At 56.1% G+C, this 15,836-nt stretch carries 14 protein-coding genes; 2 read left to right on the top strand and 12 right to left on the bottom strand.

Translation table 11 applies throughout. The features are described from left to right. Positions 1-47: 47 nt before the first annotated feature. Positions 48-911 (top strand): 16S rRNA (cytidine(1402)-2'-O)-methyltransferase, encoded by an 864-nt coding sequence (rsmI, locus tag ACQG2Q_RS22565; protein WP_045622088.1) that lies wholly within the window; start codon positions 48-50, stop codon positions 909-911. 67 nt (positions 912-978) lie between these two features. Here rsmI and ACQG2Q_RS22560 read toward each other — a convergent pair whose 3' ends face one another. From ACQG2Q_RS22560 to kbaZ, 11 genes are all read right to left on the bottom strand, one after another. Continuing rightward, positions 979-2,868, bottom strand: a complete 1,890-nt coding sequence (locus ACQG2Q_RS22560) for a hypothetical protein (RefSeq protein WP_063849790.1) — start codon at positions 2,866-2,868, stop codon at positions 979-981. Between the two features lie 16 nt (positions 2,869-2,884). Further along, entirely contained in the window at positions 2,885-4,057 is a 1,173-nt protein-coding gene (locus ACQG2Q_RS22555; RefSeq protein ID WP_045308029.1) for a MalY/PatB family protein, read from the bottom strand. A 12-nt stretch (positions 4,058-4,069) separates the two neighbouring features. After that, positions 4,070-5,641: a maltose/glucose-specific PTS transporter subunit IIBC gene (gene malX, locus ACQG2Q_RS22550; RefSeq protein ID WP_022649499.1), complete on the bottom strand. Its 1,572-nt coding sequence runs from the start codon at positions 5,639-5,641 to the stop codon at positions 4,070-4,072. Between the two features lie 116 nt (positions 5,642-5,757). Then, the gene (gene kbaY, locus ACQG2Q_RS22545) at positions 5,758-6,630 is read right to left on the bottom strand and encodes a tagatose-bisphosphate aldolase subunit KbaY (protein ID WP_003861740.1); all 873 of its coding nucleotides are present in this window, start codon (positions 6,628-6,630) and stop codon (positions 5,758-5,760) included. Between the two features lie 12 nt (positions 6,631-6,642). After that, entirely contained in the window at positions 6,643-7,788 is a 1,146-nt protein-coding gene (locus ACQG2Q_RS22540; RefSeq protein WP_063849791.1) for an SIS domain-containing protein, read from the bottom strand. Between the two features lie 246 nt (positions 7,789-8,034). After that, positions 8,035-9,168 (bottom strand): N-acetylglucosamine-6-phosphate deacetylase, encoded by a 1,134-nt coding sequence (gene nagA, locus ACQG2Q_RS22535; RefSeq protein ID WP_063849792.1) that lies wholly within the window; start codon positions 9,166-9,168, stop codon positions 8,035-8,037. Beyond that, positions 9,165-9,599 carry a PTS galactosamine/N-acetylgalactosamine transporter subunit IIA gene (gene agaF / locus ACQG2Q_RS22530; RefSeq protein ID WP_032626392.1) on the bottom strand — a complete coding sequence of 145 codons (435 nt, stop codon included), beginning with the start codon at positions 9,597-9,599 and terminating at the stop codon, positions 9,165-9,167. Before agaF ends, nagA begins: the two co-directional genes overlap by 4 nt. A 16-nt stretch (positions 9,600-9,615) precedes the next feature. After that, positions 9,616-10,494: a PTS N-acetylgalactosamine transporter subunit IID gene (gene agaE, locus ACQG2Q_RS22525; RefSeq protein ID WP_022649494.1), complete on the bottom strand. Its 879-nt coding sequence runs from the start codon at positions 10,492-10,494 to the stop codon at positions 9,616-9,618. Then, complete coding sequence (gene agaW, locus ACQG2Q_RS22520) at positions 10,484-11,263, bottom strand: PTS N-acetylgalactosamine transporter subunit IIC (protein WP_003861730.1); 780 nt, start codon at positions 11,261-11,263, stop codon at positions 10,484-10,486. The genes agaE and agaW overlap by 11 nt, the downstream gene beginning before the upstream one ends. Positions 11,264-11,273: 10 nt before the next feature. Then, entirely contained in the window at positions 11,274-11,747 is a 474-nt protein-coding gene (gene agaV / locus ACQG2Q_RS22515) for a PTS N-acetylgalactosamine transporter subunit IIB (protein WP_003861728.1), read from the bottom strand. A gap of 19 nt (positions 11,748-11,766) precedes the next feature. Further along, positions 11,767-13,074 carry a tagatose-bisphosphate aldolase subunit KbaZ gene (gene kbaZ / locus ACQG2Q_RS22510; RefSeq protein WP_032677146.1) on the bottom strand — a complete coding sequence of 436 codons (1,308 nt, stop codon included), beginning with the start codon at positions 13,072-13,074 and terminating at the stop codon, positions 11,767-11,769. Between the two features lie 239 nt (positions 13,075-13,313). Here kbaZ and ACQG2Q_RS22505 point away from each other — a divergent pair, with 239 nt between their 5' ends. Further along, the gene (locus ACQG2Q_RS22505; RefSeq protein WP_015571958.1) at positions 13,314-14,117 is read left to right on the top strand and encodes a DeoR family transcriptional regulator; all 804 of its coding nucleotides are present in this window, start codon (positions 13,314-13,316) and stop codon (positions 14,115-14,117) included. 107 nt (positions 14,118-14,224) lie between these two features. Here the strand turns inward: ACQG2Q_RS22505 and garD are convergent, their stop codons facing one another. Beyond that, on the bottom strand, positions 14,225-15,796 hold the full coding sequence (garD, locus tag ACQG2Q_RS22500) for a galactarate dehydratase (RefSeq protein ID WP_063849793.1): 1,572 nt from the start codon (positions 15,794-15,796) through the stop codon (positions 14,225-14,227). Positions 15,797-15,836 lie beyond the last annotated feature (40 nt).

Raw genomic sequence — 15,836 nt, 5'->3', positions numbered from 1 at the left:
TTTTTTTACGCAATGCTCAATATTAAATCGGCAATACGGACGAAACAATGAAACAACACGAAACGGCAGATAATTCTCAAGGCCAGCTTTATATTGTACCTACTCCTATCGGGAATTTGTCTGATATTACCCAACGTGCACTCACTGTATTGCAAGCTGTTGATTTAATTGCTGCTGAAGACACCCGTCATACCGGTTTACTGCTGCAGCACTTTGCCATTAACGCCCGTTTGTTTGCCCTGCACGATCACAATGAGCAACAAAAAGCCGAAACGCTGGTGGCGAAGCTGAAAGAAGGGCAGAACATCGCGCTGGTCTCCGATGCGGGTACGCCGCTTATCAACGATCCGGGTTACCATCTGGTGCGCACCTGCCGTGAAGCAGGGATCCGCGTTGTGCCGCTGCCGGGGCCGTGTGCTGCTATTGCCGCATTAAGTGCGGCGGGCCTGCCGTCCGATCGTTTCTGCTACGAAGGTTTCCTGCCTGCTAAATCCAAAGGCCGTCGCGACGTGTTAAAGGAGCTGGAAGCAGAGCCGCGTACCCTGATTTTTTACGAATCAACCCACCGCCTGCTGGAAAGCCTGGAGGATATGGTTACCGTCTGGGGCGAATCCCGCTACGTGGTGCTGGCGCGCGAGCTGACCAAAACCTGGGAAACCATTCACGGCGCGCCGGTTGGCGAACTGCTGGCGTGGGTGAAAGAGGATGAGAACCGCCGCAAGGGCGAAATGGTGCTGATTGTCGAAGGGCATAAAGCGCAGGAAGACGCCCTGCCTGCCGATGCGCTGCGTACGCTGGCCCTGCTACAGGCTGAACTCCCCCTGAAAAAAGCGGCGGCGCTGGCGGCGGAGATCCACGGCGTGAAGAAAAATGCGCTGTATAAATATGCGCTGGAGCAGCAGGGGGAGTAAGCCCCTGCCGCCTGTTTTGCCGGGTGGCGGCTTCGCCTTACCCGGCCTACTCCGTGTCAAAGCCTCACTATTTTCCCGGCATCGCCTCAAACACCAGCGTTTCCAGCGGTTGCAGCGTAATCACCACAGCGTTTTTATACTCCTCTGGTACGGTCGAATTACTGCCGTACACGGCTTTCAGGGTAAACTGCGAGCGCTCTCCTGCCGGGATCTCAAAATCTTTGGTTAAATCCAGGTAGTAACGTTGCGGCTTATCCGACGGGTTGCGTAAACCAAAAATCGCTTTGTCTTTACTCCATGAGGCCCAGCCGTAAACCTCAAGCGAAGTTGGGTCACCGCCAATCCAGTGCGTATCCACCAGCACGCTGGCATTCTCACGCGACCACTTCGCCGCCTGTGCCAGGGTGTCCCACTTCGCCTTGTTAAGCATGGACGGCGTGATGTACAGCTCCTGAAGTTGAGTTCCGGTCGCGAAGTAGCTCCAGACCTGATCGGCAAAATCACCGTCCGTTTGTACTTTCTCCAGTCCATAGTAAGCGTTCTCTGCACTGACGATCCCGTGGTACATCAGGGAGTTCAGCGGGAACAGCGGGCCTTTGCGTACGATGGAGCGATAAGTTTCGGCATCCCGGTAGGTCATCCACTGCTGCACTGGCGTGCCGGGACCGTACAGGTTGATATCATCGCCCTGACGCCAGATTGAATCAGCATAGAACAGCCAGGACGGGCTCGCGTCGGTCCCGGTGGTCAGGTTGATAAACAGGTTCGGGTTTGCGCTGCGCATGTTGTGCAGCAGGGCAATGGACGCGTCAAAATCCGATGCAAATGGGCTGCCCTTGATATGCGAATTGGCGTTACCCATTCCGTCGAGCTTGAACGAGGTAATGTGCTCGTTTTTGATCAGCTTAATGATCTGATCGTTAAAGTTTTTAAAGTAGTTCGGCCCCGACAGCGCCAGCTTGCCGTCTACGGTTTCGAAACCATACTCTTTTGCATGCGAGACGCGAATATCGCGCGGCTTGTTGTAACCGCCCCACGGTGAAAGCCACAGCCCAACCGAGCTATGCAGGCTATCGGCTTTTTCCCTGACTTTGCCAAAACCGTTGCTGAATGCCGGGCCAAACAGCCAGCGTCCGGTGCGATCGTCCCAGCCATCGTCCAGCAGGAACGCGTCCAGCGCCACCCCGCGTCCGGCAATAAAGTTTTTATTCCATTCGTCCATCCGCCCAATGACATCCTGCTCGGAGTAAGGAGTAAAGAAGCCAATGTCCATCCAGCTGTTGTAGTGCAGATAAGGCTTATAAGGCCGCGGGCGCACGGCATCGATAAACTGGTTTACGCTGCGCCGCAGCTGATTAGTTTCCGGGAAAGTGCCGAACCAGGTGGTAAAACTGACCGGTGTCTCAGGCAGAATTGGCGTTTTCAGCTCCACGTTGAGGTTCGTGGTGGCTTCATAAGCGTAAGTATTCACAATCGGTTTGTCTGGCAGGATGAAGAACGAGTCGGCCACGATTGGCGAGCTGTTAATCGCCCCGTCAACGTAAGGTGCCTGAGACTGCTTCTTCGTCGGGAAGAAGGTCATTTTCGCTACGTCCCGCGGCTGCCCGACGGCGGCGATGGTGTAGCCGATGCTGGCGTATTTTCCCTTCACCAGGTTCAGTTTCACCGTTACGTTAAAATCCGGATGCGTAAAGTCGATGACTATCGCGTTGCCCTGCTTTTCGACGTGCTTGATTTTGAAATCAGCGGTGTGGATTTTTGTTTCATCCGGCAGTGTCAGAAAGAACAACTCCTGTGGCGTGAGCGGATGGTTAGCCTTGCTGTCCGTTACTACTACCGTTGCATTTGCATCATCAAACGAAAGGGCAATATTGTTGTTACTGAGCGCGTAGTTTGCTGCCGCCGCGCCATGAGAAACACAGAGAGCCAGCAGCGAGAGAGTGAGCCTTGTTTTCATCGGGGTAAGATCCTTATCAGTAATGCTTTAGCATTCGGTTGATGGACTGTTCCAGCCAGTAGCGCTGGGTGCCGAAGTTAATACGCAGGTAGTTTTCGCCGTTTTGTACGTAGTGGCTGCCATCTTCGATGACCACGCCAGCCTGTTTGGCGAAATGTTGGGTTAGCGCCGTCGCACTGCGATCGTCCGCACTGACGTCTATCCAGGCGAGATACGACGACTCCGGGTTCATCATCTTCCATGCAGGGAAGTGGGTCTGGATGGCATCTGCAAGGTAGCGGGCATTGCCGCGCAGATAACCATTCAGCGCGTCGAGCCATGGCTGACCTTGCCGATAGGCCAGAATAATTCCCCACACGCCGAAGATATTGGGCGAGGTAATGGAGTTCTTCTCCAACTGCTGGCGGAAACGCTGGCGCAGCGAATCGTCTGGAATCATTGAGTAGGATGTTTTTAGCCCGCCAAGGTTGAAGGCTTTATTGGGGGAGGTCAGCACAATCAGGTTGTCCTGGGCGGCACAGCCCGAAGTCAGACAGCTGACGAATGTACCGTCCAGAATGTGCTCGGCGTGAACCTCATCAACCACCAGAATCGTGCCGTAGCGCTTACAGAGATCGGACACCTGGCGTATCTCATCCGCGCGCCAGATGCGGCCCGAGGGGTTATGCGGCGAGCAGAAGAACCACAGTTTTGGACGGTGAGTTTTGAGCTGAACTTCAATCAGATTAAAATCCAGCTGATAGCGGTTTTCCTTCACGCTCAGCGGATTTGCAAGCACCCGCACGCCCTGTCGCTGTGTCGCCATCGCAAACGGGTCATACACCGGGGTGTTCATCATCACGCAGTCGCCGGGATTGCAGAACGCCTGAACCGTATAGTGCAGCGTAGAAACGGTGCCGTAGGTCAGGGTGATCCATGACTTATGCACCTCAACCTGATGACGGGTGCGCTGGAAGGCGATGACCGCATCGTAGAATTCGTCGAAGCACCAGGTGTAACCGAAGGTGCCATGCTCCACGATGCGCTGAAAGCCTTCAATCACGGCGGGTGGCGAGGTGAAATCCATGTCTGCTATCCACAGCGGGATAAATCCCTCCGGGACATCACCGAAACGCGAGCACACAAACGCATGATCCCATTTACGGCATTTATCGCTTTTACGCTCAATGATTCTGTCGAAATCAAACACAACGACCCCCTGTTAAATTAAGGCTTCAATGCCGGATTTGACGCTCTGCACCTGCGGGCCGATGATCACCTGAACGCTGTGGGCATCAAGCACCACGACTGACAAGGCGCCAGCGGCCTTCAGCGCCTGCTGGTCGATAAGCCCCATATCTTTTACCACCAGACGTAAGCGGGTAATGCAGTTGTCGAGCGACTCAATATTCTCTTTACCGCCAAGCGCGCGAAGAATAAGCCCATGATCGTATTTTGATTTTCCACGTGCCCGGGTATTGGCTTCCACCGCCTGGAGCGCACCCTGCGCGTCAACCTCACGGCCTGGCGTTTTTATATCGTGCTTGAGGATGTACCAGCGGAAGACGAAGAAGTAGATAGCAAACCAGGCAATACCCACCGGGAACAGCAGATACCATTTGGTCGACATCCCCTGCATGACGCCGAAGATCAGCAGATCCAGAATACCGCCGTCAGTGTTGCCGATGGTGACGCCGAGCAGCGCCATCACCATCAGCGCCAGGCCAGACATAACGATATGAAACGCGTAAAGCACAGGGGCAATAAACAGGAACAGGAACTCAATCGGCTCTGAAATACCCGTGACAACTGAAACCAGCACGCCTGAAAGCAGCAGCCCTTTAATCACCGGACGGTTTTCCGGGCGCGCGGTGCGGTAGATAGCGTAAGCCACGGCAGGCAGGCCGAAGATAAAGGTCGGCATAAACCCTTGCGATAAAAATGCCGTAACGTGCGGGCTAAACGGCAGACCCGCTTTCAGCTCGGCGTAGAAAATGTTCAGCGCACCGGCCACTTCCTGGCCGTTAACCATCTCAATGCCGCCCGCCGGGGTGAAGCGCACCATCGCCAGCAGAATGTGATGCAGGCCAAAAGGTTTGAGTAGCAGCACGCCCACGCCATACAGGAACGGCCCAAAGACGCTGGTGCTCTGGATGATATGACCAATCCCGGCAATGCCCATTGCCACATATTCCCACAGCAGGGGGATGACCAGGCCGACCAGCGACAGGGTGAGGGCGGTAACAATCGGAACAAAACGAATGCCGCTAAAGAAGGCAAATGCGTCGTGCAGCACCGTGTCCTGGAAGCGTTCGTGCAGGAAGTAGGTGATCACCCCTACCACAATGCCGCCGAGCACGCCCATCTCCAGCGTTTGAATGCCAAGCACGATGGATTGTCCCACCTGTCTCATGGTGGCGGCATCCGCAAGCTGGTGGGTGGCGGTCAGGTAGTAATTGATGCTCATGTTCATCAGCATGTAGCCAACGAATCCGGCAAAAGCGCCCACCGCTTTATTACGTCTGGCAAGGCCCATTGGGATCGCCATGGCAAACATCAGCGGCAGATAGGTAAAAGCAAAGCCGCCGACCATGGCGATAAAACCAAAGGTGAGCTGCGTTAACTCGCCGCCCAGAAAGGGAAAACTTTTGATGGTGGAAGGGCTGGTGACAGAACTACCGATACCTAACAACAACCCCATAAAGGCCAATAGCGAAACCGGGAACATAAACGTCTTTCCCAGGCTCTGGAAAAACTCCCACGCTTTCGATTTAAACGACTTTTCCTGTGTCATGTAGGGACTCCTCGGATTTTTAGGATAATGGAAGGCGCTGTCCGGTTTAAGGACGCGCCTTCATATTTGCGAGGCTTATAGTTATTTTTTAGGTACTAACGTTATGCGCGATGGGTTCAGGCTTCAGCCGGAAGCAGCAGCCGGTTCGCCGAGCCGCAAACGGTGATTTTGCTTCTGACCACCTCTTTCATGGCATCCATGCCGACGCGCATGTAGAAGCGCGGATCGTTGCCCTGTGGGTTCTCGGCAAACCAGGCTTTGACTGCGTCAGAGAAGGCGATTTTCAGCTCTGTTGCGACGTTAACTTTGCAGACGCCCAGCTCAATGGTGCGGCGCACATCCTCATCCGGAACATCGCTCGCACCGTGCAGTACCAGCGGCACTGTCACTACCTCGCGGATCTCGGCCAGCCGCTGGAAGTCGATTTTTGGGCGTTTGGTATAGAGGCCGTGCGCGGTTCCGATGGCAACGGCGAGGCTGTCCACGCCTGTCAGTTCGACAAAGCGTTTTGCTTCCTGCGGGTCGGTCAGGAACGCGCTTTCGGCGTCGACGCTCATGTCATCTTCCACTCCACCCAGTCGGCCCAGTTCGGCCTCGACGCTACAGTCGTTGAGGTGACAGAAATCGACGACCGATTTCACCAGCTTGACGTTTTGTTCGAAGGGGTAATGGCTACCGTCGATCATTGCGCTACGTACGCCGGCATGGACTTTGCGGCGAATGTCATCCAGCGATTCGTGGTGATCGAGGTGTAGCGCCAGCGGCATGTCATAAGTAAGGGAATATGCGCTGCACAAGGCGTAGATCTCTTCCAGCGCAATATGTTTAAACGTCCCCGGCGTACCCGCGAGGATCACCGGGGATCGCATTTCGCTACAGACTTCGAGGATCGCCTGGATCGTCTCGGCGTTATGAATGTTAAAGGCCGGAACGGCATAGCCCTTTGCCTGTGCGTCCTGCAAAAGATATTTGGTAGAAATAATACTCATGAGCCTGTCCTCTTAAGCCTGCCACGGATGAATAACGACGCCCTGGACCACACGGTTAACCGTACCGCTGGCGGATGGCGTATCTGGCGTATTGCCAACGTGCAGAGACTGGGTCAGTGCGAAGACCTGGGCGTACATCAGGAAGCAGAACGCCTGCTCCATATCGTTAAATGAACGAGAAGGCGGCAGCAGGATATGCGGGCCAGCTTCAATGACCGGATCCGTTTCGGCTGCAATGGCTACCACGCGCATAGCCTGACGATCGCGACGCAGCTCGGCGAGCAGATCCAGATCGTACTGACGCGTGTACGGATGGCTGGAGACAAACACGACGACCAGCGTTTCGTTGTCCACCAGCGACTTAGGCCCGTGACGGAAACCCGTTGGCGAATCGTAGAATGCCGCCAGCTTGCCGGCGGTCAGCTCCAGCACTTTCAGCGCAGACTCCCGTGCGGCGCCCTGTAATCCACCGCTGCCAAGATAAACAATGCGTTTCCACGGTTCGTTACCAAAGACGCCGGGGCTGAAATCGCCAAGCGAAGTGAGGATCGCCTGACAGCGATCGGACACGTTCCGGAACGTTTTGCTGTTGATCGTTTCCGGTGCGAATACCGCCAGGCAGCTCGCCATCATGGTGGTGATGCTGCTTGTCATCGCGAACCCGCGATCGTGCGTTTCGGCTGGCATGAGCAGAGCGCAGGCGTTATCGCTGTCGACGGCATTCTGGTACAGGCTGCCCGCTTCATTACAGGTGATCGACAGGTGGTAGCACTCCGGTACGAACTGATTCGCCAGCTCAACGGCGGCGACGCTCTCCGGGCTATTGCCAGAACGGGCGAAAGAGACCAGAAGCAGCGGGTGCGCAGGGCTGAAATAATCCATCGGGTTGGTGACCAGATCGGTCGTAGGTACCGCGACGATGTTTTTCCCCGTGTGGCTGGCAAGCCATGGCGCAATGATGTCGCCGATAAAAGCGGACGTACCCGCACCGGTCAGAACGATCCGCAGATCGGGCTTGCGCAACAGTGGTGTCAGAAAACTGTCGATCGACGCGCGCAGGTTATCAATATTGTTGAGCGAGCGAAGCCAGCTGGCTGGCTGCTGGCGGATCTCTTTTTCGGTCCAGGTGCCGGTGGCGGCGGTAGTTGTTTGTGGCATAACTCAGTCCTTAGTCGTGTGAATTCCACATCAGACGCTGGCAAACGTGTCGCTATCTTTCGTTTCGTTTCACTTGTTCACTTTAGCAGTTAAATAAAATCTATAGAAAAGAAATCGAAAGTTCAATGGCGTAAAAGAAATAAAACGAAAAGTGTGATCGCGAAAGGAAAGGAGAAAATCAAGGAAAGGAAAAGAAAGGCCTTACGATCGTCTTCCGTAAGGCCAACAGGGCACACTGTGAAAGGGCTACAGGGAAAGAGCCTGACCCTGGATCCAAATCTGCCGGAGGTGTAAACCCGCATCCAGCGCAATAATATTGGCGCGTTTGCCAGGCGCTAACGATCCCAGCAAGTGATCCATACCGAGCAGACGGGCGGGATGCAGTGAAGCCATATGGATAGCTTGCTCTGGGGCGACCCCCGTATGCTCCACCATATTTCGCACGGCGGCATCCAGCGCGAGCGTGCTGCCCGCAAGCCCGCCTGAGGCCGTGCGGACAACGCCGCCCTGCATCTCGACATTTCCACCACACAACGTATAGCGTCCATCAGGCATACCCGCCGCCTGCATGGCATCGGTAATCAGCACCGTACGATCCTTCGCGCAGCAACAACACAGCCGCATGGCTCCAGGATGAACGTGATGCCCGTCGGCAATAAGCTCCAGCCACGCGCGTGGGTCCGTAAGGCCAGCGCCAACCATGCCGGGCTCCCGGTGGTGTAACCCCGTCATGCCGTTGTAGCAGTGCACCAGCCCGGCTGCGCCTGCATCAAATGCGGCCAGGGTTTGCGCGTATGTAGCGGCGCTGTGGCCCAGCATGACGCGTATCCCTTTTTGCTTGAGGTGATGGATCGCCTTCAGGGCTTCCGCTTTTTCCGGAGCAAGCGCCACTACCCGCAGCGTGTTCTGCGAAACCGCAATCAGATCATCAAGTTCCGCGAGATCCAGTTCGCGAAACAGTTCTTGCGGATGTGCCCCTTTGTTCTGCGGCGTAAAGTACGGGCCTTCCAGATAGCCGCCCAGGACCTGCGCACCGGGGCCACCGACATGACAGCGTCGGGCAATGCGCCGTAACGCGCTATGGATCGCCTCCAGCGGAGCGGTGACGGTGGTAGGCAGAAACGCCCCCACGCCTTCACGCGCTTTATGCATGGCTAACCGGTCCAGCACGTCGGGGGCATCATCCATCACATCCACACCCGCGCCGCCGTGGACGTGGATATCAATGTATGCCGGGCAAAGCAGGTCTGCCTCGCGGGTGTTAACCCCTGCCGGAATCGGCTCGATGGCGGTGATGACGCCTCTATCCATGCGCAGCTGATGGTCATCCAGCCAGCCCTGCCCGGTAAGCAGACGACGCGCGCGCAGCAGCTGGCTCATATCCCTTCCTCGGCGGGCGCTTCCTCGCGACAGCGTGCAAGCTCATCCACCAGGCTGGTCAGGCCGCGATGGCCGCACTCCAGCGCCTGCAAACGAAATGCTTCACTGCTTAACCCGTCGCGCTCCAGAACCATCTCCAGCAAAAGCTGGAGATTGGTGCCGGTGATCACTTCGCTGCCGGGGTGTTGCATCGCGAGGGTAGAGGCCACACGAAACGGCGTACCGCCGAGAAGATCGGTGAGAAACACGATATCGTGCTCTGCATCCAAATCATTCACTGCCTGCTCAAGCTGCGCGGTCAGCCGCGCAGTGGTGGAGCTTTCCGGAAAATCGATGGCGATAAACTGCGGCTGTTCGCCGAGGATTTGCTTCATCGCCTGTTCCAGCCCGCTGGCAAAACCGCCATGACCCGTCAAAATAATGCCTAACATCGCAACCTCTTTGCTTTTACAGGAAGTGACAGAATTTACCGACAACGCCCAGCACCACGGTGATACCAATCAGGCGCAGCGGGCTCCAGCCACGGCGTACCAGCCAGAACATGGTCAGGGTGTAGACCAGCGGCAGAAAGGCGGGCATCAGTTTGTCGATCACGTCGGTTTGCAGTTTGACGACCGCATCCCCGGCTTTAATCTCGAGTGTGGTATTCAGGCGCACATAGGTTGCCACCAGCGCACCAATCACCGTCATCCCGACAATGGACGCAGCATGACCAACCTTTTTGGTGTTGGCCTTGATCAGCGGGATCGCGGCGACACCCATCCGGTAGGCATAGTGCGCCAGACCAAAACGCAGGCCGAGATGCACCACGTTAAACAGCACGATAAAGACCACGGCGCCAAGAATGGATCCCTGTAGCGCCAGGCTGGCGCCAATCCCCCCGCAAATAGGCAGCAGGGTTAGCCAGAACATGGCGTCACCAATGCCACCGAGCGGTGCACCGACGGCAATTTTAGTGCTCTGGATGCTGTTCACATCCTGCTTGGAACGCTCCATTGCCAGAATAATGCCGATGACGAAGGTCACCAGGAACGGGTGGGTGTTAAAGAAGCCCATATGGCCTTTCATGGCGCGCGCCAGGTCCCGCTTATTGGTGTGGATCTTTTTCAGCGCGGGCAGTAGCCCATACAGCCAGCCGGAGGCCTGCATTCGCTCGTAGTTGAACGAGGCCTGTAGCAGCATGGAACGCCAGGCGACACGGTTAATATCCTTTTTCGTTAGCTCAGCGCCAATACTCTGGTCTTCGTAGACGTTTTCATTCACGCCGGTCAGCAGCGTCTCTTCACTTTCAGACACGCCCGGCAGGGTGGTTGGATTAGATGCCATCTTCAAATTCCTCTTTCTGGGCCGCAGGCGCCGTCGGTTCAGGCGATTTGCGCAGCAGGTCGATCAGCGCCATCGCCAGCGCAGCCGCGGCAATCGCCAGCACCGGCAGTTTCAGCCAGGCCGCGGCGACAAAGCCGATAATGAAGTAAGGGATGTAGACGTTTTTCATCATGATCTTCAGCAGCACAGCGAAGCCGATCGCTGGCATGATGCCGCCCGCGACGCCCAGACCGTCGATCAGACGTTCCGGCAGGACATCAATGGCGGTTTTCGCGTGTTCAGCCCCGAAGTAGATGGGCAGAAACGCACACAGGAAGTAGAAGACGCCGAGCGCCAGCAGTGCCAGATAGTTGACCCGTTCAATACCACGGGTGTCTGCGTTAGCCGCCATGCGATCGCAGCGGGACATCACGCCGGACATCACCGAGAAGAGGAAAGTGATCCCCATCTGAACCGCCACGGCAAACGGCACGGCGACCCCAACCGCGACATCCGGCTTCACGCCTGTGGTAATGGCAAATGTGGTGCCAACGATGGTGCCGATAATCACGTTTGGCGGCTGCGCGCCCGCCAGCGGCGCGAGACCCATCCAGACCAGTTCTAACGTACCGCCGGTCAGAATTCCGGTGTGCAGATCGCCCAGAATCAGGCCAACCAGTGGCCCGAGCACCACCGGACGGTGCATGTGTGTTAAGCCGTTAAACATATCCAGGCCCGCGATAAAGGCGAGAAGCCCCAGCGCGAAAGCCTGCAACAGACTGATTTCCATTGTGAATCCCTCAGAGCAGTTTAAAGAGATCCAAAGCAGTCTCTGTTGGAACGCCCTGAACGAAGCATTCCACTCCGGCCGCCTTCAGGCCGTTAAACGCGGCGATATCGTTCGCGTCTACAGATACCGTTTTGGCAATTTGCTGTTTGCCACTGGCGTAATGCATATTTCCGACGTTGATACGGGTGATGGGCACGCCGCCCTCGACCAGCGTTAAAAAATCAGCCGGTGTTTTACAGACCAGCAGAATTTTCTGCCGATCGGCGGCGCGATGAATGTTGTCGATCACTTTTTGCAGGGACCAGAAACGCACGGCGATGCCTTCCGCAAGCACCATCTCCATCAGGTTTTGCTGAACCGGATCGTCTGCAACCTCGTCATTTGCCACCAGCACCAGGTTCGCCCCCGCAAACCCCACCCACTGTACGCCCACCTGACCGTGGATCAGGCGTTCATCAATGCGGCATAAGACAATGTTTGGCATAGCGTTTTCCTCTTTTTAATTATGCGTGTTGAGTCGTTACGCCTTCGCAGGCGGCATGGTACTGCTGGAGTATGTCCTGAATGTGGTCGAGAATGAGCTCCCGTGGTGTGGACCTGAGAGCACCCTCGCGAACTTTGCTGTACTGCAACGGCAGATACTGGCTGATCAGCGGCAGCGGGATCGGTTCATCCGCCAGGTTGCGTACCAGTCGCTCAAAAGCCTCGTCAATCTGGCTGTCTGGCCAGTAATAGCGCACGCGGTCGGAATAGCTGTAACCGCGGGCCAGGCGACGGGCATTGCCGTCGCCGTGATAGTGGCTTTGCCAGTATTCCGGGCGATCGAGCATCACGTTTTCCAGGACGTGACGCAGTCCTGAGCAGGCTTTTGCCGGCAAAAGCTCTTCTTCAATTGCAGCCAGGGAGAACAGCGCTTCGCGCAGCGCGAAGGTTAGCGCAGGGCCGACTTTCAGAATGGCGAAGTGATCTTTCACCAACTGGCGCAGCGCCTGCGGCGTCTGGTAATCGGTAGAGTGTGCCTCAAATACGAGCGTGTCGTAGGCTTCAACCATCTTGCTCAGTGCGACGGCTTTATGCGGTTGATAGTCACAAACGTGCGCATGGTCGAACTCAACGCCAGGCTGAACCACCAGGCCAATAATGCGCGGCCAGATGTCGCTTAACCCTTCCTTCTCGAATGCGTGGCGGTGTGCCTCAAGCGTGGCACGTGCCGCCTCTGGTGTGGTGACCTCAAGCTCGGTCAGCGTTTCGTGTGCCCCACCGGGAACCGGAACTTCCGTGCCGATAACGTAGACCAGATCCGCTACGCCAAATTGCTCGAGACAGGTGGTTTCGGCAATTTTAGCCAGCCGAGCGGCACGCCCGGCAACGATTGCATCGGTTAAAGGAACCGGATCGTCTTCGCAGGACATGCTGCAATCGAGGTGAATTTTTTTAAATCCGGCCGCCACGTAGCTTCTGATCAGATCGTCGGCGTTCGCCATCGCCTGCAAAGCTGGCAGGTTTTGCCAGCGGTTAGGACCTAAATGATCGCCGCCAAGGATCAGCTGTGAGGTGGGGAAACCGAGGGATCCCGCCAGATTGCAGACAAACCCATAAAAATCGGCGGGCGTCATACCGGTATAGCCGCCAAACTGATCCACCTGGTTTGAGGTGGCTTCAATCAGCAGAGGCGTCTGTTGTGAATGGGCGTAACGAATTGCAGCTTCAAGTACCAATGGATGTGCGGAACAGACGGCGTAAATCCCGTTTGTATTCCCCCGTTTATGTTGTTCCACCATTTCTGTCAGATGTTTCACTTTCCTCTCCATTTCGGATGGTGTTGGTATTCATCTTTCGTTTTGTTTCATTTGATACTGCATTATGGTGGGGTAAAAATAAAACGAAAGATAATAGTTTTCCGATCTGTTTCACAAAAGAAACATAATGAAAGGTTTCAGCGGCGGTTAAGCTTGCGTCTGCTCACCATACAGGGCTTGCATTCCCTCAAAAGAAAGGCGTTAATAAGCAAAACGAAATGAAACGAAAGTTTATTTACTAAGGAGCTCGTATGAGCAGCACCGATTCATCCGCAGAGAAGCGCATCACCGGCACCAGTGAAAGGCGAGAGCAGATCATTCAGCGGTTGCGGGCGCAGGGAAGCGTGCAGGTTAACGATCTTTCTCTTTTATACGGCGTGTCGACGGTGACGATCCGTAACGATCTGGCCTTTCTGGAAAAGCAGGGGATTGCCGTTCGCGCTTACGGCGGCGCGCTGATTTGCGAAGGCAATGCCCCCGGCGTGGAGCCGTCCGTTGAGGACAAAAGTTCCCTTAATACGGCTGTGAAGCGCAGCATCGCGCAGGCGGCGGCTGAACTGGTGAAGCCGGGTCATCGCATTATTCTGGACTCCGGCACCACGACCTTTGAAATTGCCCGCATGCTGCGCCAGCATACCGATGTCATTGCCATGACCAACGGGATGAACGTGGCAAACGCGCTGCTGGAAGCGGAGGGAGTGGAGCTGCTGATGACCGGCGGGCACTTGCGCCGTCAGTCGCAGTCCTTCTATGGTGACCAGGCGGAGCAGTCCTTACAGAATTACCATTTTGACCTGCTGTTCCTGGGCGTCGATGCCATCGATCTCGATCGGGGGGTGAGTACGCACAACGAGGATGAAGCCCGTCTGAACCGGAAAATGTGCGAGGTGGCGGAGCGTATTATCGTTGTCACTGATTCCAGCAAGTTTAACCGTTCAAGCCTGCATAAAATCATTGATACTCAGCGGATCGACATGATTATCGTTGATGAAGGTATTCCGGCGGAAAGCCTGGAAGGGTTACGCAAAAGCGGGATCGATGTGGTGCTGGTCTAAAGAGGCTTTTCCCCTCACCCTAACCCTCTCCCCATAGGGGAGAGGGGACTGCTCGTTGCGGTTTTTTTACCCTCTCCCCGGTGGGGAGAGGACAGGGTGAGGGGCCATCACGTCACCGGTGCCGGGTTAAACACCGCCAGCGAGTTATGCAATCCCCATTGATCGGAGAAGGTTTTCTTCCGTCCGCTTGCCACATCCAGAATGAAGTGGAACAGCTTCCAGCCCATCTCTTCAATACTCTCTTCCCCGGTGGCGATGGTGCCCGCGTTGATATCCATTAAGTCATACCAGCGGTTTGCCAGCTCGGTGCGGGTCGCCATTTTGATCACCGGTACCGCCATCAGGCCGTACGGCGTGCCGCGTCCGGTGGTAAAGACCTGTACCGTAATGCCGGATGCTACCTGCTGGGTGCCGCACACGAAATCACTGGCAGGCGTTGCCGCGTAGATCAGACCGCGTTTGGTTGGTCGCTGACCAGGTGAGAGCACTTCCACAATCGCGCTCTGGCCGGATTTGGCAATCGACCCGAGGGCCTTTTCCACCACGTTTGCCAGGCCGCCTTTCTTGTTACCCGGCGACGGGTTGGCGCTGCGGTCGGTTTTGCCCATGTCGAGATAGTTATCGTACCAGGCCATCTCCTCCAGCAGGCGTTTGCCCACCTCTTCGTTGACGGCGCGCGGCGTGAGCAGGTGGATAGCATCACGCACTTCGGTGACTTCAGAGAACATCACCGTGGCGCCGCAGCGCACGAACAGATCGGAGGCATAACCTACCGCCGGGTTAGCGGTGACGCCGGAAAACGCATCGCTACCGCCACACTGTGTCCCAACCACCAGTTCAGAGGCCGGGCAGGTTTCACGCTGGCGTTTGTTCAGCTTCTCCAGATGGCGCTCTGCCACCTGTAAAATGTCGTCGACCATCGATCTGAAGCCGACATGGTGTTCATCCTGAAGACGCACAATACTGGCCTCGTCAACCGGAATGGCTTTCACATCCTCAGTACCCTGCAACAGGCGTTCTGGCTGCAATTTTTCACAGCCGAGGCCAATCACCATCACCTCGCCGCCAAAGTTCGGGTTAAGGGCGATATTGTGGATCGTGCGGATCGGCACGACCGCTGCGGGCGCGTTGATCGCCACGCCGCAGCCGTACAGGTGGTTAAGACCCACCACGCCGTCAACGTTGGGGTATTTCGGCAGCAGATCGCGCTCAATAATTTTCACCACGTAATCCACGACACCCGCCACGCAATGCACGCTGGTGGTGATGCCAAGCAGGTTTTTGGTTCCCACGCTGCCATCCGCGTTGCGGTAACCTTCGAAGGTATAACCCTCCAGCGGAGGTAACGGCTCAGGGACGCGGGTAGCCAGCGGCAACGTCTCCAGCGGCGGGGCGGTGGGCAGCTCAACCAGCGACTCCTCAATCCAGCTACCCTGCGGGATAGCGCGCACCGCATAGCCGATGACTTCGCCGTAGCGCACGATTTCGCCCTGCGCCGGGATATCGACCAGTGCGACTTTGTGCCCCTGCGGAATGTGCTCAATCAGCTCCAGCCCGTCCGGAAAGCGGGTACCCGCTTTTAAGCCATTGTCGTTGACAATAATCGCCACGTTATCGGTATCGTGCACTTTTATATAGAACGCCGTCGGCGCCGCCTGTCGAATTTCAATATCGGCCATTGTTCACTCATCTCCAGCAAAATATCTGATACTAAATATA

Source organism: Enterobacter cloacae complex sp. 370H10 (genome assembly GCF_050031535.1).
In the GTDB taxonomy this organism is placed as follows: domain Bacteria; phylum Pseudomonadota; class Gammaproteobacteria; order Enterobacterales; family Enterobacteriaceae; genus Enterobacter; species Enterobacter intestinihominis.
This window is presented reverse-complemented; position numbering and strand designations above follow the sequence as displayed.